The organism is Arthrobacter sp. R1-13 (genome assembly GCF_054161475.1).
The window spans coordinates 401815-422538 of record NZ_CP096420.1 but is presented as its reverse complement, the minus strand read 5'-3'; the positions used below and the strand labels follow the sequence as shown (position 1 = coordinate 422538).

Annotated in this window: 22 protein-coding genes; 10 read left to right on the top strand and 12 right to left on the bottom strand. The window is 61.6% G+C overall.

Going from position 1 to position 20724, the window contains the following annotated elements; genetic code table 11:
* Positions 1 to 12 precede the first annotated feature (12 nt).
* The 4 genes from M1D88_RS02075 to M1D88_RS02060 all read left to right on the top strand — a co-directional run bounded on the left by M1D88_RS02075 (position 13) and on the right by M1D88_RS02060 (position 5143).
* Entirely contained in the window at positions 13 to 843 is an 831-nt protein-coding gene (locus M1D88_RS02075; protein WP_458112969.1) for an aldo/keto reductase, read from the top strand.
* Positions 844 to 951: 108 nt separating this feature from the next.
* Complete coding sequence (locus tag M1D88_RS02070; protein WP_309105793.1) at positions 952 to 1215, top strand: GlsB/YeaQ/YmgE family stress response membrane protein; 264 nt, start codon at positions 952 to 954, stop codon at positions 1213 to 1215.
* Positions 1216 to 1342: 127 nt separating this feature from the next.
* Entirely contained in the window at positions 1343 to 1741 is a 399-nt protein-coding gene (locus M1D88_RS02065) for a YtxH domain-containing protein (protein WP_458112968.1), read from the top strand.
* A 387-nt stretch (positions 1742 to 2128) separates the two neighbouring features.
* Entirely contained in the window at positions 2129 to 5143 is a 3015-nt protein-coding gene (locus M1D88_RS02060) for an alpha-amylase family glycosyl hydrolase (protein WP_458112967.1), read from the top strand.
* Positions 5144 to 5196: 53 nt separating this feature from the next.
* On the opposite strand, the gene M1D88_RS02055 is transcribed toward M1D88_RS02060, so the two are convergent.
* The 7 genes from M1D88_RS02055 to M1D88_RS02025 form a co-directional block, all read right to left on the bottom strand.
* Entirely contained in the window at positions 5197 to 5838 is a 642-nt protein-coding gene (locus tag M1D88_RS02055) for a GntR family transcriptional regulator (RefSeq protein WP_458112966.1), read from the bottom strand.
* A 59-nt stretch (positions 5839 to 5897) separates the two neighbouring features.
* Positions 5898 to 6689, bottom strand: coding sequence for a cysteate racemase (gene cuyB, locus M1D88_RS02050; protein ID WP_458112965.1), 792 nt, complete (start codon positions 6687 to 6689; stop codon positions 5898 to 5900).
* A 308-nt stretch (positions 6690 to 6997) separates the two neighbouring features.
* Complete coding sequence (locus M1D88_RS02045) at positions 6998 to 7333, bottom strand: hypothetical protein (RefSeq protein ID WP_458112964.1); 336 nt, start codon at positions 7331 to 7333, stop codon at positions 6998 to 7000.
* 48 nt (positions 7334 to 7381) lie between these two features.
* Positions 7382 to 7624, bottom strand: a complete 243-nt coding sequence (locus M1D88_RS02040) for a hypothetical protein (RefSeq protein ID WP_458112963.1) — start codon at positions 7622 to 7624, stop codon at positions 7382 to 7384.
* 28 nt (positions 7625 to 7652) lie between these two features.
* Positions 7653 to 7994 carry a hypothetical protein gene (locus M1D88_RS02035; protein WP_458112962.1) on the bottom strand — a complete coding sequence of 114 codons (342 nt, stop codon included), beginning with the start codon at positions 7992 to 7994 and terminating at the stop codon, positions 7653 to 7655.
* Positions 7995 to 8045: 51 nt separating this feature from the next.
* A complete protein-coding gene (locus tag M1D88_RS02030) occupies positions 8046 to 8342 on the bottom strand; it encodes a putative quinol monooxygenase (RefSeq protein WP_458112961.1) in 297 nt (98 codons plus the stop codon).
* A 40-nt stretch (positions 8343 to 8382) separates the two neighbouring features.
* Positions 8383 to 9399 carry a LacI family DNA-binding transcriptional regulator gene (locus M1D88_RS02025; RefSeq protein WP_458114604.1) on the bottom strand — a complete coding sequence of 339 codons (1017 nt, stop codon included), beginning with the start codon at positions 9397 to 9399 and terminating at the stop codon, positions 8383 to 8385.
* Positions 9400 to 9560: 161 nt separating this feature from the next.
* Between M1D88_RS02025 and M1D88_RS02020 the strand changes: the two genes are divergently transcribed.
* From M1D88_RS02020 to M1D88_RS02000, 5 genes are all read left to right on the top strand, one after another.
* Entirely contained in the window at positions 9561 to 10670 is a 1110-nt protein-coding gene (locus M1D88_RS02020; protein ID WP_458112960.1) for a substrate-binding domain-containing protein, read from the top strand.
* 2 nt (positions 10671 to 10672) lie between these two features.
* Complete coding sequence (locus M1D88_RS02015; protein WP_458112959.1) at positions 10673 to 11719, top strand: ABC transporter permease; 1047 nt, start codon at positions 10673 to 10675, stop codon at positions 11717 to 11719.
* Positions 11716 to 12510, top strand: a complete 795-nt coding sequence (locus tag M1D88_RS02010; RefSeq protein ID WP_458112958.1) for an ATP-binding cassette domain-containing protein — start codon at positions 11716 to 11718, stop codon at positions 12508 to 12510. Before M1D88_RS02015 ends, M1D88_RS02010 begins: the two co-directional genes overlap by 4 nt.
* A 92-nt stretch (positions 12511 to 12602) precedes the next feature.
* Complete coding sequence (locus M1D88_RS02005) at positions 12603 to 13547, top strand: carbohydrate kinase family protein (protein ID WP_458112957.1); 945 nt, start codon at positions 12603 to 12605, stop codon at positions 13545 to 13547.
* Positions 13548 to 13617: 70 nt separating this feature from the next.
* Positions 13618 to 14043 carry an SRPBCC family protein gene (locus M1D88_RS02000; protein WP_458112956.1) on the top strand — a complete coding sequence of 142 codons (426 nt, stop codon included), beginning with the start codon at positions 13618 to 13620 and terminating at the stop codon, positions 14041 to 14043.
* A 21-nt stretch (positions 14044 to 14064) separates the two neighbouring features.
* On the opposite strand, the gene M1D88_RS01995 is transcribed toward M1D88_RS02000, so the two are convergent.
* Positions 14065 to 14994: a LysR family transcriptional regulator gene (locus tag M1D88_RS01995; protein ID WP_458112955.1), complete on the bottom strand. Its 930-nt coding sequence runs from the start codon at positions 14992 to 14994 to the stop codon at positions 14065 to 14067.
* Between the two features lie 149 nt (positions 14995 to 15143).
* Between M1D88_RS01995 and M1D88_RS01990 the strand changes: the two genes are divergently transcribed.
* Positions 15144 to 18083 (top strand): FAD-binding and (Fe-S)-binding domain-containing protein, encoded by a 2940-nt coding sequence (locus M1D88_RS01990; protein ID WP_458112954.1) that lies wholly within the window; start codon positions 15144 to 15146, stop codon positions 18081 to 18083.
* On the opposite strand, the gene M1D88_RS01985 is transcribed toward M1D88_RS01990, so the two are convergent.
* The 4 genes from M1D88_RS01985 to M1D88_RS01970 all read right to left on the bottom strand — a co-directional run bounded on the left by M1D88_RS01985 (position 18058) and on the right by M1D88_RS01970 (position 20723).
* Positions 18058 to 18681 (bottom strand): DUF1349 domain-containing protein, encoded by a 624-nt coding sequence (locus tag M1D88_RS01985; protein WP_458112953.1) that lies wholly within the window; start codon positions 18679 to 18681, stop codon positions 18058 to 18060. The genes M1D88_RS01990 and M1D88_RS01985 overlap by 26 nt on opposite strands.
* Before the next feature lie 22 nt (positions 18682 to 18703).
* Entirely contained in the window at positions 18704 to 19465 is a 762-nt protein-coding gene (locus tag M1D88_RS01980; protein WP_458112952.1) for a hypothetical protein, read from the bottom strand.
* Positions 19462 to 20052: an RNA polymerase sigma factor gene (locus tag M1D88_RS01975; RefSeq protein WP_458112951.1), complete on the bottom strand. Its 591-nt coding sequence runs from the start codon at positions 20050 to 20052 to the stop codon at positions 19462 to 19464. Before M1D88_RS01975 ends, M1D88_RS01980 begins: the two co-directional genes overlap by 4 nt.
* Positions 20053 to 20153: 101 nt before the next feature.
* A complete protein-coding gene (locus M1D88_RS01970) occupies positions 20154 to 20723 on the bottom strand; it encodes a dihydrofolate reductase family protein (protein WP_458112950.1) in 570 nt (189 codons plus the stop codon).
* Position 20724 lies beyond the last annotated feature (1 nt).

The window sequence follows — 20724 nt, the reverse complement described above, 5'->3', positions numbered from 1 at the left end:
GAGACTGCTCAAATGTCACTTTCACCCCTGATTGAGCTCAATGATGGATCCAAAATCCCCCAGTTGGGGTTCGGCACCTGGCCGCTGAATGACGAGGAGGTGGCCGACGCCGTCGTGTCCGCCGTGGAGGCCGGTTACCGGCACATTGATACTGCGGTGAAGTACGGCAACGAGGCGGGAGTCGGCGAAGGTATTCGCAGAAGCGGAATCGACCGCTCCGAGATCTACGTGACCACAAAACTCGACGGCGAATTCCAAGGACAAGAGCGGGCCGTCGAAGGATTGGAGGGTTCACTGGAACGGCTGGGCATGGACTCTGTGGACCTTCTCCTCATCCACTGGCCGCTCCCTCGACGCGGTGAGTTCGTCTCCACTTGGAAGACGTTCGAAATGCTTCAGGCGACGGGGAAAGCCCGCTCCATTGGAGTCTCAAATTTCAAGCCTACGCATCTTGATATTCTCCTCAGCGAAACAACGGTTGTACCTGCCGTCAACCAACTTCAAATCAATCCTGCGATCCCCAGGACCTTCGAACGGTCCTACAACGCGCGGCAGGGGATCCAGGCGGTCGCTTACAGCCCCCTTGGCGCCAGCAGCGAACTCCTTCACGCGCCTGTGCTGGCACGCATTTCGGAAAAACATGGCAAAACTCCTGGGCAGGTGGTGCTCCGTTGGCACGTTCAGCAGGGGCTAGTGGCGATCCCAAAATCGGCGAATCCGCAGCGTATCCGCGAAAATTTCGAGGTATTCGACTTCGAACTCGATGACCGGGATTTCGAGGCTATTGCAACACTGGACGCCGGGCCTGACGCGGGGGTGGACTCAGATATCCAGGGCCACTAAGGCAGCGCTGACTGGCAAAAAAATACTAAGCATGATTACTATTGGGGAGAAGGATGAAGCGCACCCGGCAACCCGGGTGCCTCCTTAAGAAGAAGAAGGAACGATAAAATGGGTTTTTTCGCATTTCTGATTCTGGGCCTTATTGCCGGCGCCATCGCTAAGGCAGTCCTCCCCGGGCGTCAGGGTGGTGGCATCTTCATCACGCTGCTGCTGGGTGTTGTTGGGGCCATCCTCGGCGGCTGGATCGGCGGAATGATCTTCGGCACCGGCCTCCAGGAGTTCTTCTCCTTGCAGACGTGGCTGCTGGCCATCGGTGGTGCGCTCATCGTACTGCTGGTCTACGGCATGATCACCAAGCGCTCGCACCGCTAATCACGGTGCGGCCTGAAACCGGCTCCAGGAACCATCCTGGGGCCGGTTTTCTCGCTAAGGCTCAGCATGGCTGATAGCAGCCGCTGGGGCCAGGTACAAAAACCTTCTCACAGAGCAGGAGTACATCATGAAGAAAAAGCTTCTCTTCGGAACAGGGATGGCCGCAGGATACGTTCTCGGTTCACGCTCAGGGCGCGCCGCCTACGAAAAAATCAAGGCGCGGGCCGCAAGTATCTGGGACAGCAAGCCCGTCCAGGACAAAGTTTCGGCGGCCACCGAGGCAGTTAAGGAAAAGGCGCCGGAGGTTACTGACCAATTGACGGAAGCAGCCAGGCGCGCAGGGACGGTCATCAGTTCGGCCATGCACCGGGATGACGGGAAGTCCGGCGGTTCGAACGGGCACAAGTCCGACGGCGGCACAGTCACCGACACCAGTATCCCCGCTCACAGCACCCATCCGGAAACTGCCAACTTGGGCACCTCCAGCGACGAGGGTCCGGCTGTAGATCCCGGCAAGAACATCTAAAACTTCCTATAAGCCACTGGTACGCGAGTGTCTTCTGCGTGAGACCAGCTGGCACTGCGGCCAGCCGGATATCCCCGGCTGGCCGCACGGCTGACTGGCGGCGTTCATCTGCGTCTGATGATCCGCCACGTGAGACTTGATCGCCAGAATATAGGGGCTCCCACAACCGGCTAGGGAATTGCTGGAAATTGTCGGTGCAAGCGCTTACAGTGTGAGTTGGCTCTCAGTAGCCGGTCTCCATAACGACGTCGTCTCACTCTGCCCTTCGCTGCAGCAGCGCCGCTAACCGGAAGGATCCCTATTGTGTTTTCCCGCTCCCTGCCCTTCTTGCAGCCCAGACCAAACCGAGTATCCGAGCAAAGGACGGGCATAGCCTTCCGTACGGGGATGACCTTCCTCGTGGCTGCCGCTACTGCTGCTGCCGGCATGAGCACAGCGCATGCCGGGCCGAAATCCGAAGATCCGCAGTCGCCGTCGGGGATCCACTCCCTCAGGGCGCCGGTAACAGACGAACGGTTCTACTTCGTGATGGCGGACCGCTTCAGCAACGGGAATACCCAGAACGACGACGGCGGCCTTGGTGCGAACCCGATGGTGTCCGGGTTCGAACCGACCAAGAAGGGCTTCTACAACGGCGGGGACCTCCAGGGCCTACGGGAACAGATTGACTACATCGAAGGGCTTGGCACAACCTCAATCTGGCTAACCCCCAGCTTCAAGAACAAGGCCGTGCAGCCAGAGGACAAATCGGCCGGATATCACGGCTACTGGATAACGGACTTCACCCAGATTGATCCGCATCTGGGCACCAACGCCGAATTGAAAGCTCTGATCGACGACGCCCATGCCCGCGGCATGAAGCTCTACTTCGACATCATCACCAACCACACTGCAGACGTCATCGGCTACGAGGAAGGCGACCGCACAGCGTACGTCTCCAAGGACGTGGAGCCGTACGTCAACGCCGCCGGGGCGGAGTTCGATGACCGGGATTACGCCGGAACCGGGGAGTTTCCGGAACTGGATCCGGCCACTTCATTTCCCTACACCCCCGAGCTCCAGGCCGGGGAGCAAGACCTGAAGGTCCCGGCGTGGCTCAACGATCCCACGCTGTACCACAACAGGGGTGACACCACCTTCGCCGGGGAGGACGCCTACTACGGCGACTTCTTCGGCCTGGACGATCTGTTTACAGAACACCCCACGGTGGTGAACGGTATGAAGGAGATCTACAAGACGTGGATCCGTGACTTCGGCGTGGACGGCTTCCGGATCGACACCATGAAGCACGTCAATGACGAGTTCTGGCAGGACTTCGGTCCGGATGTGCTCGCCTACGCCAAGGAACAAGGCAAAGACGAGTTCTTCATGTTCGGCGAGGTATTCGATACCACCAAGAGCTTCACCTCCCAGTTCACTACCCGGAACAAAATGCAGGCAGTCCTCGATTTCCCCTTCCAGGAAGCGGCCCGCAACTTCGCTTCACGCAGCCAGGACGCCGCACAATTGGAAAGCTTCTTCGCCGGCGACGACTGGTACACGGACGCCGACTCCAACGTCTATCAGCTGCCCACGTTCCTCGGAAACCACGACATGGGCAGGATCGGCAGCTTCATCAGTGCTGACAACCCGGGTTCGGACGACGCCGAAAAAGTGGCCCGCGACAGCCTCGCGCACGAGCTAATGTACTTCTCGCGCGGCAACCCGGTGATCTACTATGGCGACGAACAGGGCTTCACGGGCCCCGGTGGAGACCAGGATGCCCGGCAGACACTGTTCGCCAGCAAGGTCCCCGAGTACCTTGACGACGACCTCCTAGGCACCGACGCCACCCACAGCACCGACAACTTCAACACCGCCCACCCCCTGTACGGCAAAATCAGCGAACTCGCTGCCCTGACCACTGAACATCCCGCACTCCGCGATGGCGCACACCAGCACCGCTATGCCTCCAAAGGCCCGGGCATCTACGCCTTCTCCCGGATCGGTGCCGAGGATCAGCGCGAATACGTGGTGGCACTGAACAACAGCGAGCAGCCCCAGACGGCCAACGTTCCTACATACCTTGGCAAGCGCACCTTCACGAAGATTTATGGAGACGCCGCCGCAGAGTCCAAGACCAGCCCGGACGGACGGCTCACCGTCACTGTTCCGCCGCTGTCCGCCGTGGTGTACCAGTCCTCAGGCCGCATTCCGCACTCAAAGGCGGCTCCCGGCGTCGTCCTCCAGGAGCCAAAACCCGCGCAAGGCGACAATGGACGCCTTCAGATAGCGGCCGACGTCGACGGTTCCTCGTTCTATGAAGTCACCTTCGAAGCACGGAAGTCCGACGCCGGATGGGAGCGGATCGGCACCGATGACACCGCCCCGTATCAGGTGTTCCATGACGTCGCGGCGCTGGAGACCGGAACCGCCGTGGAGTACCGCGCCGTGGTGCTGGACAACGGAGGCCACTCGTCTACAAGCGAAGTGAAGAGCGGCACTGTTCCTGCTCCGGCCCTGAGCATGCAAAGGCCCGCGGCCGGAAGCAGCGTCGAGGGGAGAGTTGAAGTCAGCGCCGTCGCCAGCCCAGAAAAGGCCGACCATGTGGTGGAATTTGAGCGGAGCATCGACGGTGGGGACTGGACGGCCATCGGCAGCGACAGCTCCTCCCCCGTCTACACGGTGTTCGATGACGTCGCGGCCTTGGGGCTGGCAGACGGAACCGAGCTGAGGTACCGGGCCACCATGGACGCAGCCGGCGCCGGAACAGTGACCAGCGACGTCCGGACCGTAGTGGTGGGCGAGATCCCGCAACCCGATTCGGTCACCGTGGCCGGCGACCTCAACTCGGCAATGGGCTGTGCCGGGGACTGGCAGGCCGATTGTGGGGCGGCGTTCATGACTCTTGACCCTGCCGACAAGGTCTGGCGCCTCACCATTCCGTCCCTGCCCGCGGGAACTTACCATTACAAGGCCGCGCTGAACGGCAGCTGGGATGAGAACTACGGTGCGGGCGGCAGCCTCAACGGTGCCAACATCGTGCTGGAGCATCCAGGTGGTGCCGTCACGTTCCGCTATGACCACAGCACACACATCATTAGCGCCGTCTACGCCTCGCAGCAGCCCGGCGCTGTGGCTGTGGCCGGAAGCCTCGATTCTGAACTGGGGTGCCCCGAGGATTGGATGCCCGGCTGCGACCAGGCCCAGTTGACTTTGGACCCGGCTGATCTGGTGTGGAAACTGGTTGTTCCCGATCTTCCCGCGGGAAGTTACGAGTTCAAGGCAGCGCTCAACCGGTCCTGGGACGTGAATTATGGGGCTGGCGGAGCGCCCGCCGGCGCCAATATCGCCTTCAACCACGACGCCGGACCGGTGACGTTCCGGTATGACCATGTCACCCACGTCATGACGGCCCTCTGACGTTGTAATCCGGCATGCTCCGTCCCCGGCTTCAAGGGAAGATACGGACGGAGCTACGCGGAAAGCTCGTTGGAAGCGAAGAGTCCCCTGATGAGATCGCCGAGGTGTGACCAGTGTTCCCCTGACATGGTGGCCGCCGCTTCGGCGTCGCCTTGTTCACAGACGAGGATGAGTTGGTCGTGGTGATTGATGGTTTCCTCCCCACCCAGGAGGCCGGAGAACTTCCGGTAAAGGATTCTGTGGAGTTGCGGGTGGAGTTGTTCGATGATGCGTTTGATGACAGGGTTTCCGGCGGCATCGATGATCACACTATGGAACGCGTCGTCCGCGGCCAGGGCCTTGGAGACGTCCTGTTTTTTCACAGCGGCGGCAAAGTTCTTGTTGGCCTGGCGCATCACGTGGAGGTCACGGTCCGTCAGTCGTGGAACCGCCGATTCCATGGCCAGGGAATCGAGTGCCTTGAGAACGGCAAGGTTTGCGGCAATGTCGTCTTGATTTAGCGTCGAGACTCTTGTGTAAACACCCGGCTTGGCCTCTATGAGCCCACTTTCAACGAGCCGGGTGAGGGCTTCGCGCACCGGGGTCCTGCTGAGTCCAAGCATTTCTGCCAGATCGGAGTCTTTGATTTTCTCGCCGGGGGCGAGCTCACCCCGGACAATGGCATCCCGGAGCCGGTCATAAGCTGCGTCGCTCATCTTCGGTCGGTCAACGGTGCTGGTGTGGACTAGCGGCATATTGGACACAGTACTCTGCGTCACCGCTCAGCAAGGACAAGGCGGACCACCGTGACGGCGAGAACTTCCGCGGGATCGATGAACGGCACCGGGATATCGTCGGCCGACAGGCCAACGGGAACTTCCGTGCATCCGGCGATAATTGCCTGGGCCCCAGAGTGGATAAGACCCCGCGCAGCTTGGATGAATAGTGGCCGGGCCGCGCTGGTGTTTCCCGCTTTAATGGCGCGAATGGGGTTCATCACCAGATTCTCCTGGCTGTCAGCTGCGGGCGTGATGACCGAGATGCCCTCCCTGTCGAGCCAGGATTGGTAAAGGCCGGCCTTCTGGGTTCCTGTCGTTGACAGCAGTCCCACCTTTTGAACGGTTGGTGAGAGCTGCCGGACGTACTTTGCCGTCTCTTCAATCATGTGAATGATGGGGATTTCGACCTCCATCTGCACGGCCGCGAGGAAGGCATGCGCCGTGTTGCAGGGAACGGCGAGCATCCCCGCCCCCGCCTCTTTCAGGAGCCTGGCTCCGGCAATGAGGGCCGGTGTTGGGTCCTCACCTCGCGTCAGCAGCGCGTCTGTCCTGTCAGGAATCGTGGGGTCGGACCAGATCAGGACCTGAAGATGCTCCTGATCGCGTGTGGCGGGAGTTGCGTGCACCAGTTTGAGGTAGAAATCGGCCGTCGCTTCAGGACCCATCCCTCCAAGGATCCCCACGACGCTGCGGTGGTGCGAGCTGGCTTTCAATCCGCGATCCCCAAGCGGCGGCAGTGAAAAGAAGTGCGCGGGAGATGCGTTTTGCGGGGCGGTCCGAGTCTTCATTGGAGTCATCTCTAGGGAGCGGTCTGCGTGATATCCAATATATTACATCCCCCCTGCTTTGGTATGCAATATATTGCATACTCATTCCGCCTGAGGAGGCTTAGCCCACACCTTGGTCAGCAGATCTTGATGACCGCCATGCTCTAGCTGAGCAGCAAAGGCATGGCCGGGGTTCCCCGCGGCAGAATCACAACAACCCTGCCGCTGTCTTGGATGACGCCAAACTGACATCAGTCAGGTAACCGCAAACAAAAAAATGGAGGGCTGGGGTCCGTATAGTGGATCCCAGCCCTCCAATTGCGCCCTTGCTAGGCCGCGCAGGCCTTCTTTAGCTCACTGACGGAGGCTGCGGGAACTTCCTCGCCGGCCTCGGCGATCTGCTTCATGGGGTCTGTGATGTCCGCTGGCACTCCGGCGGTCTCTGCTCCAGCGACCAGGCCGACGAGCAGCTTCTTATCCTCAACGCTGATAAGTCCGTCCTCGATGACCGCGCACACCTGCCCCTTCACTTGGTCGGCGGCAGCGCTGGCCACTTCCGTCACTGCGGAGCTGGCGGCGTTCTGGGCCGCTTCCTGCACCTGGCCGCAACCAACGGCGAGGACTAGAAGCGGGATCGTGGACAGCAAGGCAAGGGAACGTTTCATCCATCCACCCTAACAATGTCCGGCCCGCCGCTTTCAGTCGTTCGTCCGCTAGCGTACGGAAAACCGCCCCTGTCCATTGCGAGCCCTGGGATCGATGGGGTAGCTGAGCTCCTCGAGATAGCTAAGTACACGGTCCGGCGCATAGGTGTAGAAAGTCCACCAGAGGCCTTCCTTCCCTACAATCACCAGGGCGTGGAAGGTGTCCAAGCCCTTCAGCTCTCTATAGACAAGGGTGACGTCACCCCTGTTCACCTTCCAGGGGCCAAAGAAATGATGCAGCGTTCCCCTCACGGTCCACCTCACAAGGGCTTTGCTCGCGTCAGAAGCGGCGGAGCCAATCCACCGGATAACCAATTTCCTCGAGAGTGAGGAGCACTGACTCCGGATGGAAGGCGCCGATCCTCCAGCCGAGGCGGTGGGCGCCCTCGACAGCTATAGAAGAGGTGAAGAAAGTCCGGGTTTTGTACATCGCCCTGATCTGCGCGCGCTCCAAGCGCCATGGACCCAAAAACCGGCCAAGACCAAACCTCGCATAAAAGTCCAGCCGCTCCGATTTCGCTGTCATCTCGATGAGGGGCCAGGAAGCATCGAACCATTGATCGTAGAGGCCGACGATGACGCGGCATCCCGCGTCATCTCTTTCTTCCCCCGGAGTCGCCATGGACACGATCCTAGAGGACAGATCAAGCTATTTACACAGCTTCAAAGGCGGTCAGTCCACAGCGTCCAGCCAGGTCAGCACGGAGCGGTCCTCCTCGATGTGTGCAGCGAGCTCTCCGTTGAACTTTGCACCGTAGTCTGCGGTGATGTGCTCCTGGAACGCGGCATCGTCCGCATAAACCTCAAAGACGAAGTATTCACGTGGATTCGTTTGCCGGGTGTACGGCAGGAAGAGCTGGTTGCCGGGCTCCTGCCGGACTTTTTCGGTGAGTTCGCGCATCATTTCCGCCACCCGCACCTCGCTTCCGGACTTTACGGTGAACTCGGCATAGAGGGTTTTGGTCATCATGTTCTCCTTGGAGGTTTCTGGGTGAGGCAAAGTTGATTTGTCAGAGATGCGGGGCCGGTAAGCCCGGAGGCGCGAGTTCGCCAGACCCCCGGACAATAAGTTCGGAGGGCACCACGTAGGTTTGCGGAGCCGACTGGTCGCCGTCGATACGGGCCAGAATTCTTTCCGCAGCCAGTTTCCCGATCCTTTCCGGGTGCTGTGCAACCACCGTGATTCCGGGGTCCATCATGTCCGCCAGGGCGAAATCGTCGAACCCGACCAAGGCGATCCTCTTGTTGGCGTTCAGCTCCTTCAACCCGCGCATCGCCCCGAAAGTGACGAGGTTCTGGCTCGAGAAAATGGCTGTGGGGGGATCGTCAGAACCAACCAGCTCACGTGTTGCCTGCCGGGCAGACTCCTCGTCGTGGAGGCCCTCGCGGATGGGAACAGCGGACGTCGCGATGCCCGCCGCAGCCAGAGATTCCAGAAATCCCCGACGACGTTCGCGTGCCGTCTGGATGTCCGTCCGGTCTCCGAGGTAAGCAAGTTTCCGGTGCCCCCGGCTGATCAGATGGGCTGCTGCCTTTGCGGCTCCCGCAGCGTTATCTGTAACCACGGCGTCCGCCTCAACGCCTACTGGTTCCCGGTCAATGAAGACGGTGGGCAGGTCCCTGGAGTGTTCCGGAATAACGTAGGCCTGGCTCCGGGCGATGGGCGTCAGCACCAACCCGTCCACGCGCCTGCCCAGGAAGGCCGCCACCAGGGCCTTTTCGCGTTCGGGGTCGTCGTCCAAGCTGGCGGCGAATACAGCGATGCCCCGCACTGACAAGGCATCTTCCATGGCCCGGTGGATCTCACTGCTGAAGGGGTTGGAGACGCTCGGCAGCAGCAGCCCCACGGAGAGGGTCTGCCGTCCGGACCTGCGCAGGCTTCCTGCGGCCATGTCCAACTGGTAGTTCAGCTGCTGGGACGCACCGACGACGCGCAGCCGGGTGGCCTCGGAGACACCCGGCTCGTTATTCATGACGCGCGAGACAGTCTTTATTCCGACGCCGGCCAGCGCCGCAACGTGTCGCATCGTGGGCCGGCTCTTCCCCACTTCAGCTTGGTAACGATTAGACATCGTTGTCACAACCTCGTCCTTCATCATCGACTTTCCCTTGACTCTACCCTGTGATCCTGATTACATGAGGGCTGACAACGTTGTCATGACACCACGCCTCAAACCCAGGAGATTCAATGTTGAGTTCCAAAGCTCCGCGTTCAGCCGCCATCCGTACGCTTGCCGCAGGCGCCGTCCTGACGCTCGCCACCCTTAGCCTCAGTGCCTGCGGAGGGAGCTCAACAGCCACTTCCACCGACGGTTCAGAGAAAATTGGCGTCTCGCTCATCGTGAAGACCACCAGCAACCCCTTCTTCGTCTCCATGCAGGACGGCGCCAAAAAGGCCGCCGAAGCAGACGGCGTCGACCTGAAACTTGCGGCCGGCAAGGCCGACGGTGACGAGGACACCCAGATCCAGGCCATCGAAAACGCCATCTCCAAGGGCGACAAGGGCATCCTCATCACCCCCAACGGCCCCGCAGTTGTTGACGCGCTGAAGAAGGCCAAGGACGCCGGGCTGTTCGTCATCGCCCTGGACACGCCGCCGGACCCCGCCGACGCCGCTGACATCACCTTCGCGACCGACAACTTCGCGGCAGGCGAGCTGATCGGCAAGTGGACGGCGGCTCAGCTGGGCGGCAAGAAGGCCACCATCGCACTGCTTGACCTCTTTGACGACAAGGTGGTGTCCGTCGACTACAACCGCGACCAGGGATTCCTGTCCGGCCTTGGAGTAGACACCGCTGATGCGAAGAAGAACGGCGACGAAGCCAAGACCGGCAAGTACACCGGCGGCAAGGGCGGGGAGTACGAAATCGTCGGAAGCCAGGCCACCCAGGGCGCCGAGGACGGCGGACGTACGGGTATGGAAAACCTGCTCTCCAAGAACCCGAACATCAACGTCGTGTACACCATCAACGAACCTGCCGCAGCCGGTGCCTTCGAAGCACTGAAGTCGGCCGGCAAGGAAAAGGACGTCCTGATCGTTTCCGTTGACGGTGGCTGCGCCGGCGTGGACAACGTCAAAACCGGCGTCATTGGAGCCACTGCCCAGCAGTACCCGGTAAAGATGGCAGAACTGGGCGTCAAGGCCATCGTTGAACTCGCGAAAACAGGCAAGAAGCCGGCCAACTCCGAAGGCCTGGACTTCTACAACACAGGCGTTGAGCTGGTTACGGACAAGCCTGCCGATGGCGTCAAGAGCATCACCACCACGGCGGCAACCGACATCTGCTGGGGCAAGTAAGCATGACGCAACAACAGACCGCAGGCCCCCCTGCTACAGGACGCACAGACCTGGCTGAGGAATTCCTTGACCGCCAGACCACGCTCAGCCGGATCAGGAACGTCCTCCACCGCTACCCTGCCCTTAGCCCGGCGGTGGTCCTCCTCATCGCAGTGGTGGTATTCGGGCTCCTCAACGACCGGTTCCTCCGCGTCGAGAACCTATCGCTGATCACCCAGCAGGTTGCGGTGGTGGGAACGCTTGCTATCGCGCAGACACTGATCATCCTTACTGCCGGGATCGACCTGTCAGTGGGCGCCGTCATGATCCTCTCCTCCATGGTGGTGGCCCAACTGGCAGTTGGCAGCGGAATTCCGGCCCCGCTGGCACTTCTGCTTGGGCTGGTGATGGGCCTCGGGGCCGGGGCACTGAACGGTTTCCTGGTCACCCGGCTCAAGCTTCCGCCCTTCATCGTCACCCTGGGCACACTGAATATCTTCGTCGCCCTCACTCTTCTTTATTCCAACGGCGCCACTGTCCGTGGGTCCAGCATGCCCGACATGCTGACTTGGACGGGCAGCACGTTCCCTGTTGGCCCTGTGCGCATCTCCATCGGCGTCGTCATGATGCTGCTGCTGTACGTGGCCATGGCCTTCATCCTGGGCAAGACCGCCTGGGGGCGGCACGTGTACGCCGTCGGCGACGACAAGGAAGCCGCACGGCTGGCAGGTATTCCCGTCAATCGCGTCCTGATGAGTGTCTATCTGGCTGCCGGCGCGGTCCTCGCCGTTGGCGCGTGGATCCAGATCGGCCGTACCAATGCCGCGAGCCCCAACGGCGGCGTCGACCTCAACCTTGACTCCATTACCGCCGTCGTTATTGGCGGGACGAGCCTGTTCGGTGGCCGCGGCTCCATCTGGGGATCGCTCCTCGGAGCGCTGATTGTGGGCGTTTTCCGCAACGGCCTGTCCTTGGCCGGGCTCGACGTGCTGTACCAAACCCTGGCTGTCGGCGTCCTCATCATCGTTGCGGTGTCCGTGGACCAGTGGATCCGAAAGGTGAAATCATGACCGCCGCAGATCTCGAGAGCACCGCCACCAAAGTGCGCCAACCCATCATGCAGGCCAGGAACCTGGTCAAGACCTTCGGCAGGGTGGTGGGCCTGGACGGTGTAAGCCTGGACCTCTACCCCGGCGAAGTCCTTGCCATCATCGGCGACAACGGTGCGGGCAAATCAACTCTCATCAAGTGCCTCACTGGAGCGGAGATCCCGGATTCGGGTGAGCTCTTCGTTTCCGGCGAGCAGGTGCATTTCAAGCGGCCCCAGGATGCGCGCGTTCACGGGATTGAAACCGTGTACCAGAACCTGGCCGTATCGCCGGCGCTGGATGTCGCATCCAACCTGTTCCTGGGCCGGGAGGAGCGGTTGGCCGGCCCCCTCGGCACGATCTTCCGGATGCTGGATACCAAGGGCATGCGGCGCAAGGCCAAAGAGGAGCTCACCCGCTTGGGAATCTCCACACTGCAGGATGTCACTGTGCCCGTGGAGAACCTTTCCGGCGGTCAGCGCCAGGCTGTTGCAGTGGCGAGGGCTGCGGCCTTTGGCTCCAAGGTAGTGGTGTTGGATGAGCCGACGGCGGCACTCGGCGTCCGTGAGTCCAACCAGGTGCTCCAGCTCGTCAGGGACCTGCGGGACAGGGGGCTGCCGGTGATTCTGATCAGCCACAACATGCCGCACGTGTTCGACGTGGCCGACAGGATCCATATCCAGCGCCTCGGAAAATGCGCGGCAACCATCACACCCGAGTCACACACCATGACCGACGCCGTGGCCATCATGACCGGCGCTGCCACCGCCTGATCCCGGCGGCAGCCCGATTCCACCCATCCCGTCCTGCACTCCGTCCGCGGACCTGCCAAAGGTCCGCGGACGGCTCCACGAAAGGCCTCCTCATGCCCAGCTCCCCCAGCCCTGCAGGGACCGCAGCATACTCCGACGTCGTAGTTATCGGCGAAGCCCTGATTGATGTTGTCGCCTCTTCCGACGGAACGGTGGAGCACCCCGGCGGGTCGCCGGCGAATGTTGCCTACGGGCTGGGACGCCTCGGAATCAGTACCGCGCTGCTCACGTCAATCGGCGACGACGAACGTGGCTCTGCGATCGAACGGCACCTCGGCAGGGCAGGAGTCGCACTGCTGCCCGGTTCCAAGCATCAGGGGCGTACGGCGTCTGCAACCGCGACGCTCGCCGCAGACGGCTCAGCCCGCTACGAGTTCGACATCAGCTGGGAACTGCAGCCCGTTCCGCCCTCATACCTCCCCAAGGTGATCCACACCGGTTCCATCGCCACCTTCCTGGCCCCTGGCGCAGCCGCGGTCCGGTCCCTGCTGGAGCAGGCCCATCGGGAATGCGTGATCACCTACGACCCCAACATCCGCCCGGCCTTGCTGGGCGGTCAGGCCGAAGCAACAGCCCTGTTCGAGGAACTGGTTCCCCTGACCGACGTCGTCAAGCTAAGCGACGAGGACGCGCAATGGCTCTACCCGCGCAAACGGCTGGAGGAAGCGGCAGCACGCATCCTGCAGCTGGGCGCCGGGCTGGCAGTCATCACCAAGGGTTCGGAAGGTTCGCTTCTGGCAACCCCGGCAACCCAGCTCCACATTCCATCAGTCCCCTCAGTGGTGGCGGACACTATCGGTGCCGGTGACTCCTATATGGCGGCGCTGATCTACGGGCTGCTCTCACGCGGTGTGGACGGGCTTTCATCCGAGGTCCTGGAATCTCTGGGACGCACGGCATCCAAGGCGGCTGCCATCACTGTCCGCAGGGCCGGCGCAAATCCCCCGACGGTTGAAGAGTTGCTTGCCGGGCTGAAGGAGTCAGAGGCAGTCGCCTAGCGGTGGTGCCTCGAGAAGGCTAGGCATAGACTGCCCTTGTCCACCCTTGCCGGAGTCAACAGGACCAGTCATGAAACTCGTGCTCTCGACTGTCATCAACAGGCCTCCAGATGTCGTGTTTGACTTCTTCGCGGTGAACCATGTGGACAACCATCCACGCTGGGATCCACATATGGAACTGCAGCAGGTTTCAGCTGGACCTATTGGCGTGGGCACTCAAATACAACGCCGCCAGACCCGCATGGGCCCTCCCATTGAAGGCACGATGAACATAGTTGAGTTCGAGCCCGCACGCGCCTTCGGCGCTGTAATTGTTGACCAAACGCCCAACGGGCCGTTGGAAATCCATTCCCGGGCGACATTGGATCCCGTCGACGGAAGCGGCACAAAACTGACTTTTCATCTGGACATTCCTGCTATGGACACCTCGCCCGACCCGAGCATGATTGAGAACAGCCTCCGCCGGATCAAGGAACTCATCGAAGCCACTGAATGAGCCTGGCGGCAGGTGCGCCGGTCACGAAGGCTGGTAGCCGACGTCGTCGTCTTCCAGGTGTTCCACGAGCCCACTCCGCAAGTGGTCTACGAGGGCGGTAACCCGCCGGGGAGTATGCACCGCGGCGGGGTAGACGGCGTGAATGTCCGCGGCCGGGGTTGGCACATCTGCAAGAACCTGTTGCAGCAGGCCTCGGCGAAGCATCGGGTTCACGTGCCAGGTGGAGCGCATCATCAACCCGAGTCCCTGGAGGCACCAACCGGCAACCACTTCGCCGTCGTCGCTGACCATATTTCCCTTCACCCGGACAGTGTGTTCCCGGCCGTCGGTCCCAAAGCGCCACACCGCGTAATCACTGTTGTCCTGCCGCAGGACGATGCAATTGTGCTGTTCCAGGTCAGCAGTCGTCTGTGGGGTCCCGTAGGTTTCGAGATACTGCGGCGAAGCGCAGACCACCCTGCGGCTTTCCGCCAGGCGCGTGAATTTAAGCCGGGAATCCTCCAGGCTGCCCACACGGATCCCGATGTCAAAATGACTCGCAGCTATGTTGAGCGGAAGCGCCGACATCTGCAGGTCGACTGAAACACCCGGGTGCTCACGAATAAACGCACCCAGCAGCGGGGCAATATGGATGCGGCCCAGGCCGACCGTGGAGTGCACAGCAATCCGGCCGCGGAGCTCGCCGTGTTTTGGTGACATTCCTTCGTCAAGATCCGTTTTTTGCTGAAGGATCGCCAGCACCCCGGCCGCATAGTGTTCCCCTTCCGGCGTGAGGGTGAGTTTGCGCGTGCTCCTGCGGACCAACTGGACTCCCAGCCGCGATTCCAACTGCGTCAGCCGTCTGCTGACCGAGGGCAGAGACATTCCCCAGATTCTCGCCGCTTCAGTCAGGCTCCTCGAACGGGAAATCTGTTCAAAGAACTCGAGGTCATCCACTGTTGCCAGGTCCATTGTTGCCCTTCTTTCACCTGAAGAAACAATGCCTTACTAATAATGCCAGACTCCGGTGTTTATTAATCCGTAAACTGGTTCGACAGGAAGCACAAAGCGAGTAAGCCTGCCGCCTGGTCCGCCTCGCCCGAAAACGAAAGCTGAACCAGATGAACCGTGCCGGAACTGAAAGCCTCGTGCGAGACCTGGAGAAGGACGGCGTCGAGGTTGATGCCAGCAGCCGCAGGTTGTCGGAGTACTCCTATGACGCCTCGAACTACAAGGTGCGCCCCATGGCTGTGGCCTTTCCCCGCTCCAGCCAGGACGTCGCTGCAGTCATCCGCGCCTGCCGACGCTACGGCATCCCGCTCACCAGCCGAGGCGGTGGAACCAGCATGGCGGGAAATGCCATCGGAAGCGGCGTCGTTATCGACTTCTCCCGTTACATGTCCAGGCTCCTGCACCTGGACCGCGACTCCCGGACCGTCACAGTCGAGCCAGGCATGGTCCTGACCACGCTGCAGAAACAAGTGCAGGCCGCTACCGGCGGAGCCCTGACTTTTGCCCCGGATCCATCAAGCATGGGCAGGGTGACGGTGGCCGGAGCCATCGGTAACGACGCCTGTGGAAACCACTCCGTCAGATACGGCCGGACCGTAGACCACGTCGTTTCTGTGGACCTGGTGACGGCGTCGGGCCATCTTGTGACTGCCGGGCCTGATGGGGTGCGTGCCATTGACCAGGCTGACGAGTCCGCCGTCGCGGAAGCTGCGCGCATCGATGCCGGCCTGAAGCAGCTGAGGGACGCGAACCTCGGACTCCTCCGCACAGAATTCGGTCGCATCGCCCGGCAGGTCTCCGGCTACCAGCTGGCCAACCTCCTCCCCGAGAACGGCTTTGATGCCGCCAAGGCGCTCGCCGGAAGCGAGGGTACCTGCGCTGTCATCGTCTCCGCCACCGTGAAGCTGGTGGATGTTCCTGCCGCGGCACTGCTTGTCTGCCTTGGATACCGCGACGTCGTCGCGGCGGCCACCGATGTGATGGAGATCCTGCGGTTCAACCCCGCGGCCGTTGAAGGCATCGATGACGCCATTGTGCAGACCATGCGTGAGCGGCGCGGTCCCGACTCGGTCGGTGCATTGCCCGATGGTACGGCTTACCTGTACGTGGACCTGGACGGCAGCGATCCCGCGGAGGTACGGGCCAAGGCGCACGATCTGCTGAGGACGCTGAAGCAGCGTGGCAACGTGGTTGACGGCGTTGTGGTCTCCGATCCTGTGGACAGGGCCAACCTCTGGCGTGTCCGGGAAGACGGAGCAGGGCTGTCCTCGCGACTCGCTGGTGGAGTCCAGTCCTGGGCAGGCTGGGAGGACGCAGCCGTCGCACCGGAAAACCTGGCCGCCTACCTTGGCGACTTCACCCGGCTTCTTGACGAGCATCAGCTCCGTGGCGTGATGTATGGGCATTTCGGCGCCGGCTGCACACACGTCCGGATCACCTTTGACCCCCGGACCGAGTCCGGGAGAGCCGTTATGGATAAATTCCTCCGCGCGGCTGCTGACCTGGTAACCCGCCACGGCGGATCCCTCTCCGGCGAACACGGCGATGGCCGGGCCCGCTCCGCACTTCTCCCCATCATGTACAGCGCGGCAGCGCTGCAAGCCTTCGGCCGCTACAAGGCGGTCTGGGACCCGGACGGGGTCCTTAATCCGGGCATCATCACTGACCCTGCTCCAGTAATGTCCGACCTTGCCCTTGCAGCCGCCCCTGCCCGCGGTTTCCGGACGTCCTTTGCCCTGGAACCGGCCAACTCAGGCCGGGAGGGGTTCACGGATGCCGTCCAGACCTGCATCGGCGTGGGAAGGTGCAGGACCACTTCGGGCGGCGGGGTGATGTGCCCCAGCTATCGAGCGACACGGGACGAAAAGGACTCCACCCGGGCACGGGCGCGGGTTCTCCAGGACATGATCAGCGGATCGGCCAGCGCGAAGGAAGGCTGGAAATCAGAAGACGTGCGGGAATCCCTGGACCTGTGCCTCTCCTGCAAGGCCTGCTCCACCGATTGCCCGGCCGGCGTGGACATGGCCACGTACAAATCCGAGTTCTTCGATCATTACTATGAAGGCCGTTTGCGGCCCATAGCCCACTACACCTTGGGCTGGCTGCCCACCTGGCTGAAAATAACCAGTCGGATCGCTCCGTTGGTGAACGCTGCCCTCGCATCACCGCTGCGGCCCCTCATTGCACGGATCTCCGGCATCACCACCCATCGCAGGATGCCGGACTTCGCCTCCCGGGCGCAGTTGCTGAAGGAGATCGGGAACGAGCCTGCCCGCGGTACCGAAAAAGCTCCAGCCGATACAGTCCTGTTCATCGACAGCTTCACCCGCGGCTTCCGCCCTTCAGTCGCCGGTGCAGCCAAGCGCGTACTCGAAGACGCCCAGCGGACCGTGGAGTGCAGTGCGGACCTGTGCTGCGGCCTCACCTGGATTTCAACAGGACAGCTGGACACAGCCCGCAAGATGCTCACGCGGACGGCAGAGGCATTGGACGACGGCACGGACAGGCCCATAGTTGTCATCGAACCCAGCTGTGCGGCTGCCCTCCGCAAGGACCTGCCGGAACTGGTTCCAACAGAAGCGGCACACCGTGTCGCCAACCGTATTCAGAGCTTTGCCACAGCGGTCATAGAGCAGACCAAAACAGGCTGGCAACCGGCGTCGGTCCCGGCAGCGGTGACCGTCCAGACCCACTGCCATGAGTACGCCGTCTTCGGTTCCGGAACCCAGGCCAATGCGTTGGCCGCGCTGGGCATCACCACGGTCAAGGAAGCCACGGGCTGCTGCGGCGTCGCAGGAAACTTCGGCTTCGAAGCACAGCACTACGACGTAAGCATGGCAGTCGCCGAGCAATCACTCGCCCCGGCTCTGAAGGGAACATCGGACGGAACACCCATCCTGACCGACGGATTCAGCTGCCACATGCAGGTGCGGCAAGTTCTTGATAACCACTCGAACGGTGCGTCCAGCCATCTAGCGGAACTCATCGATCCAGGAAATCAGGTAACGCCGCTTCCGGAGTTGGCTACGAGCCGTCCCTCACCTGAGTGATCGTCTTGGCATCGAAGGCGATATGGCTGAATGTCGCCGTCGTGCCTTCTCCTGAAGGGGACTGCGCCACAAACCCGATTTTCACGGACTCGGGTGCCGGTTCTCCCATGGCGAAGTACCGGACCATGTTCCACCGTTCTCCGTCGACCGAAGCGTGGAGCGCGAACGCCGGGCCCAGACGGGAGATCCGCAGGTAGGTCCCCGCCGTGTCGATGGGCCAGCTGTCGCAGTCATCGGACTTACCGTCGCGGGTCACCACTGAGACCACTCTGGTTGTTCCGCTCGGATCCAGCTCCGCGCAGATCTTGAACCAGTTCAACGGATCCAGGTAGCCAATCAGGACTCCGGAGTCGAAGTCACTCACAAACACGGGGCTCACGAATGCGCTGAGCTGGAAGTCGCCCTTTACCGGCGAGACAAATCTTTCGGCATCAGCTGTGCCTGCGGATCCGGCGGGGTCAAGGAACATGTCTGCGCCCGCATCGGCTGTCAGTGTGAGCATCCGTCCCTGAAGGAGCGGGGCAACCTGTGATTGCGGCCCTTCACCGAGCAGAGCGAACGGCAGGGAATCGATTTCCAGTTCTCGGGGGTTCTTCACAGACCAAACCTATCGGCCCGGCTTATCCAACCAGTGTCCCTCCAGGGAGCGTTTCGGCAATCTCCCCCGGCTCTCGTGCACCTGTCAGGGGCCACACGACGTCGTGGTCCCCTACCTGAAGGGCGAAGCCTTGCTGCCCTGCAGGAACGAATAAGTCCTGCCCGTCAGGAAGGCCAGCGGGGGGATGAGAATTTGGGGCCGGCAATAGATACGCGACGACGGCGGCACCGTCGGGCAGCGCTTTGGCGTAGTCGGACGGATGGGGATGCCCTATGGCGGGCAGTTCAACGTAGACCCTGCCGTCATTGCCCTCTGGCATCGCTCCTTGGACCACGTTTTCGATGTCTACAACCACGACAATAGAGCCAAGGGCGTTCGTGTCCGTCCTTCCTTCCCGGATACCCGCCACGGTTCCCTTGACAACCACGCCGCTCACGCTGGCAAGCGCCTCAGTGGTTGGTTGCCAACCGGAGTCCTGCACATGGCCAATGATTTGGCCGGGGGCTTTTTCAGGGGTTTGGGCGCTGAAAGCTGCCAAAGTGTCCTCTGGTTTATAGGAAGCGAGTACGACACTTTGAGGGCTGGCCTGCTCTTGGCCGGGTGGTGCAAACAGCCCTGCAGCCCCGGCCCCCATGCCGCCGAGCAACAGGACACCGGCAGCCACCCCTACCGCAGCCCAGGGCCGGGCGCGTCTCTCGGGCCGGGAGGCTGTTTTCTGGACGCGGGAGACCAGTTCCGCCCGCAGCGCGTCGCTGAACGTATCATCCAACTCTGGCTGCCTCATGACAGCTCTCCTTCCAGCTCAGGAGCGGGCACAGGCTTGCCTTCTCTCATGATGGCCTTCTTCATCTGCTGGCGTGCCCGGTGCATACGCGTCTTAGCCGCTCCTGGTGTCAGGTTCAGCACGGCGGCGGCAGCCGCGAGGGTGTAGTCCTCAAAGACCACAAGGCTCACCAGTTGCATGTCCAAGGCATTCAGCGTCCGAAGGGCATTTGCCACGTCACTCTCCATGGCGTCCAGGAAGACAGATTCGCCCGTAACGTGGGAAATGTCCTCGGTCCTGGGGAGCGAATTGAGGAGCCTGCGGTAACGGAATACCGAACGTCTACTGTTGCGTGCCAGGTTCGTCGTCGTGACCAGCAACCAGGGAAGAACTGATCCCTCAACAAGACGCACGCTGTCCCGGCGCCGCCAAAGTTCCAGGAAGGCTGCGGACATCACGTCCTCGGCATCGTGCCGTTCCCCGCAGAGGCGGTAGGCATGGCGAAAGACCCGGCCGCGGTGCCGATCGAACACCCTTCCGAAGGCCTCGCCGTCGCCGTTCAGGCTTCGCAGCCACAAGGCCTCTTCGCCGGACTCAGAACTCCCCATGCCCTGTATTGTCCGGCAACTCCGGAAAGGTTTCACGGGAATCGAAAAAAGAGAAAAGGATTCCCCGAGGTGGCACCACTGTCAGACCAAGATCTGCCTGCTCATTGTGGAATCGGCTTCAGCCTGTAGTTGAGCAGGACTATGCCGGAGGGGAATGGGCGGCATTCCAGTAGTTCAAGCCTCGTCCACCGTCTGATCCCCCGGAAGAAAGGCACGCCCCCACCAAGGATGACGGGCGCCACTGAGATCCCCAGTTCATCCAGCAACCCCGCCTCAATGAACTCAGACACCAGCTCACCGCCGCCAAAGAGACAAATGTCTTTATCCTCCGGGATGGAGGACTTTATCCGCGCCACTAATTCGGCCAGATCCCCTGAGAACAGCCGGGTATTTCCCTTCGTGACCATAGTGTCATCGTGGGTGACAACATAGGTTGGAACAGCGGAACCCAGGCCACCCATTCCAGCAACCTCACGGTAGGTAGTGGCGCCCATGACATAAGCACCTGTCCTTAGTGTTGTCGCCTCAAAGCCGTAGTCCTCATCCTTCGACGTTGCATCGTTCAGCCACGACAAGTCGCCGCTATCCGAGCGTATATACCCGTCAAGACTGGCTGCCATCCCGCCGAAAACGGTGCCCATGAACGCGACGCTATCCACGCCGGCCGGCATG

Bases quoted from the DNA above. Each gene is read 5' to 3' on its own strand.
- M1D88_RS02075 (WP_458112969.1), top strand. From the start codon at position 13: ATGTCACTTTCACCCCTGATTGAGCTCAATGATGGATCCAAAATCCCC.
- M1D88_RS02070 (WP_309105793.1), top strand. From the start codon at position 952: ATGGGTTTTTTCGCATTTCTGATTCTGGGCCTTATTGCCGGCGCCATC.
- M1D88_RS02065 (WP_458112968.1), top strand. From the start codon at position 1,343: ATGAAGAAAAAGCTTCTCTTCGGAACAGGGATGGCCGCAGGATACGTT.
- M1D88_RS02060 (WP_458112967.1), top strand. From the start codon at position 2,129: ATGACCTTCCTCGTGGCTGCCGCTACTGCTGCTGCCGGCATGAGCACA.
- M1D88_RS02055 (WP_458112966.1), bottom strand. From the start codon at position 5,838: ATGAGCGACGCAGCTTATGACCGGCTCCGGGATGCCATTGTCCGGGGT.
- cuyB (WP_458112965.1), bottom strand. From the start codon at position 6,689: ATGAAGACTCGGACCGCCCCGCAAAACGCATCTCCCGCGCACTTCTTT.
- M1D88_RS02045 (WP_458112964.1), bottom strand. From the start codon at position 7,333: ATGAAACGTTCCCTTGCCTTGCTGTCCACGATCCCGCTTCTAGTCCTC.
- M1D88_RS02035 (WP_458112962.1), bottom strand. From the start codon at position 7,994: ATGGCGACTCCGGGGGAAGAAAGAGATGACGCGGGATGCCGCGTCATC.
- M1D88_RS02030 (WP_458112961.1), bottom strand. From the start codon at position 8,342: ATGATGACCAAAACCCTCTATGCCGAGTTCACCGTAAAGTCCGGAAGC.
- M1D88_RS02025 (WP_458114604.1), bottom strand. From the start codon at position 9,399: ATGCGACACGTTGCGGCGCTGGCCGGCGTCGGAATAAAGACTGTCTCG.
- M1D88_RS02020 (WP_458112960.1), top strand. From the start codon at position 9,561: ATGTTGAGTTCCAAAGCTCCGCGTTCAGCCGCCATCCGTACGCTTGCC.
- M1D88_RS02015 (WP_458112959.1), top strand. From the start codon at position 10,673: ATGACGCAACAACAGACCGCAGGCCCCCCTGCTACAGGACGCACAGAC.
- M1D88_RS02010 (WP_458112958.1), top strand. From the start codon at position 11,716: ATGACCGCCGCAGATCTCGAGAGCACCGCCACCAAAGTGCGCCAACCC.
- M1D88_RS02005 (WP_458112957.1), top strand. From the start codon at position 12,603: ATGCCCAGCTCCCCCAGCCCTGCAGGGACCGCAGCATACTCCGACGTC.
- M1D88_RS02000 (WP_458112956.1), top strand. From the start codon at position 13,618: ATGAAACTCGTGCTCTCGACTGTCATCAACAGGCCTCCAGATGTCGTG.
- M1D88_RS01995 (WP_458112955.1), bottom strand. From the start codon at position 14,994: ATGGACCTGGCAACAGTGGATGACCTCGAGTTCTTTGAACAGATTTCC.
- M1D88_RS01990 (WP_458112954.1), top strand. From the start codon at position 15,144: ATGAACCGTGCCGGAACTGAAAGCCTCGTGCGAGACCTGGAGAAGGAC.
- M1D88_RS01980 (WP_458112952.1), bottom strand. From the start codon at position 19,465: ATGAGGCAGCCAGAGTTGGATGATACGTTCAGCGACGCGCTGCGGGCG.
- M1D88_RS01975 (WP_458112951.1), bottom strand. From the start codon at position 20,052: ATGGGGAGTTCTGAGTCCGGCGAAGAGGCCTTGTGGCTGCGAAGCCTG.
- M1D88_RS01970 (WP_458112950.1), bottom strand. From the start codon at position 20,723: ATGCCGGCCGGCGTGGATAGCGTCGCGTTCATGGGCACCGTTTTCGGC.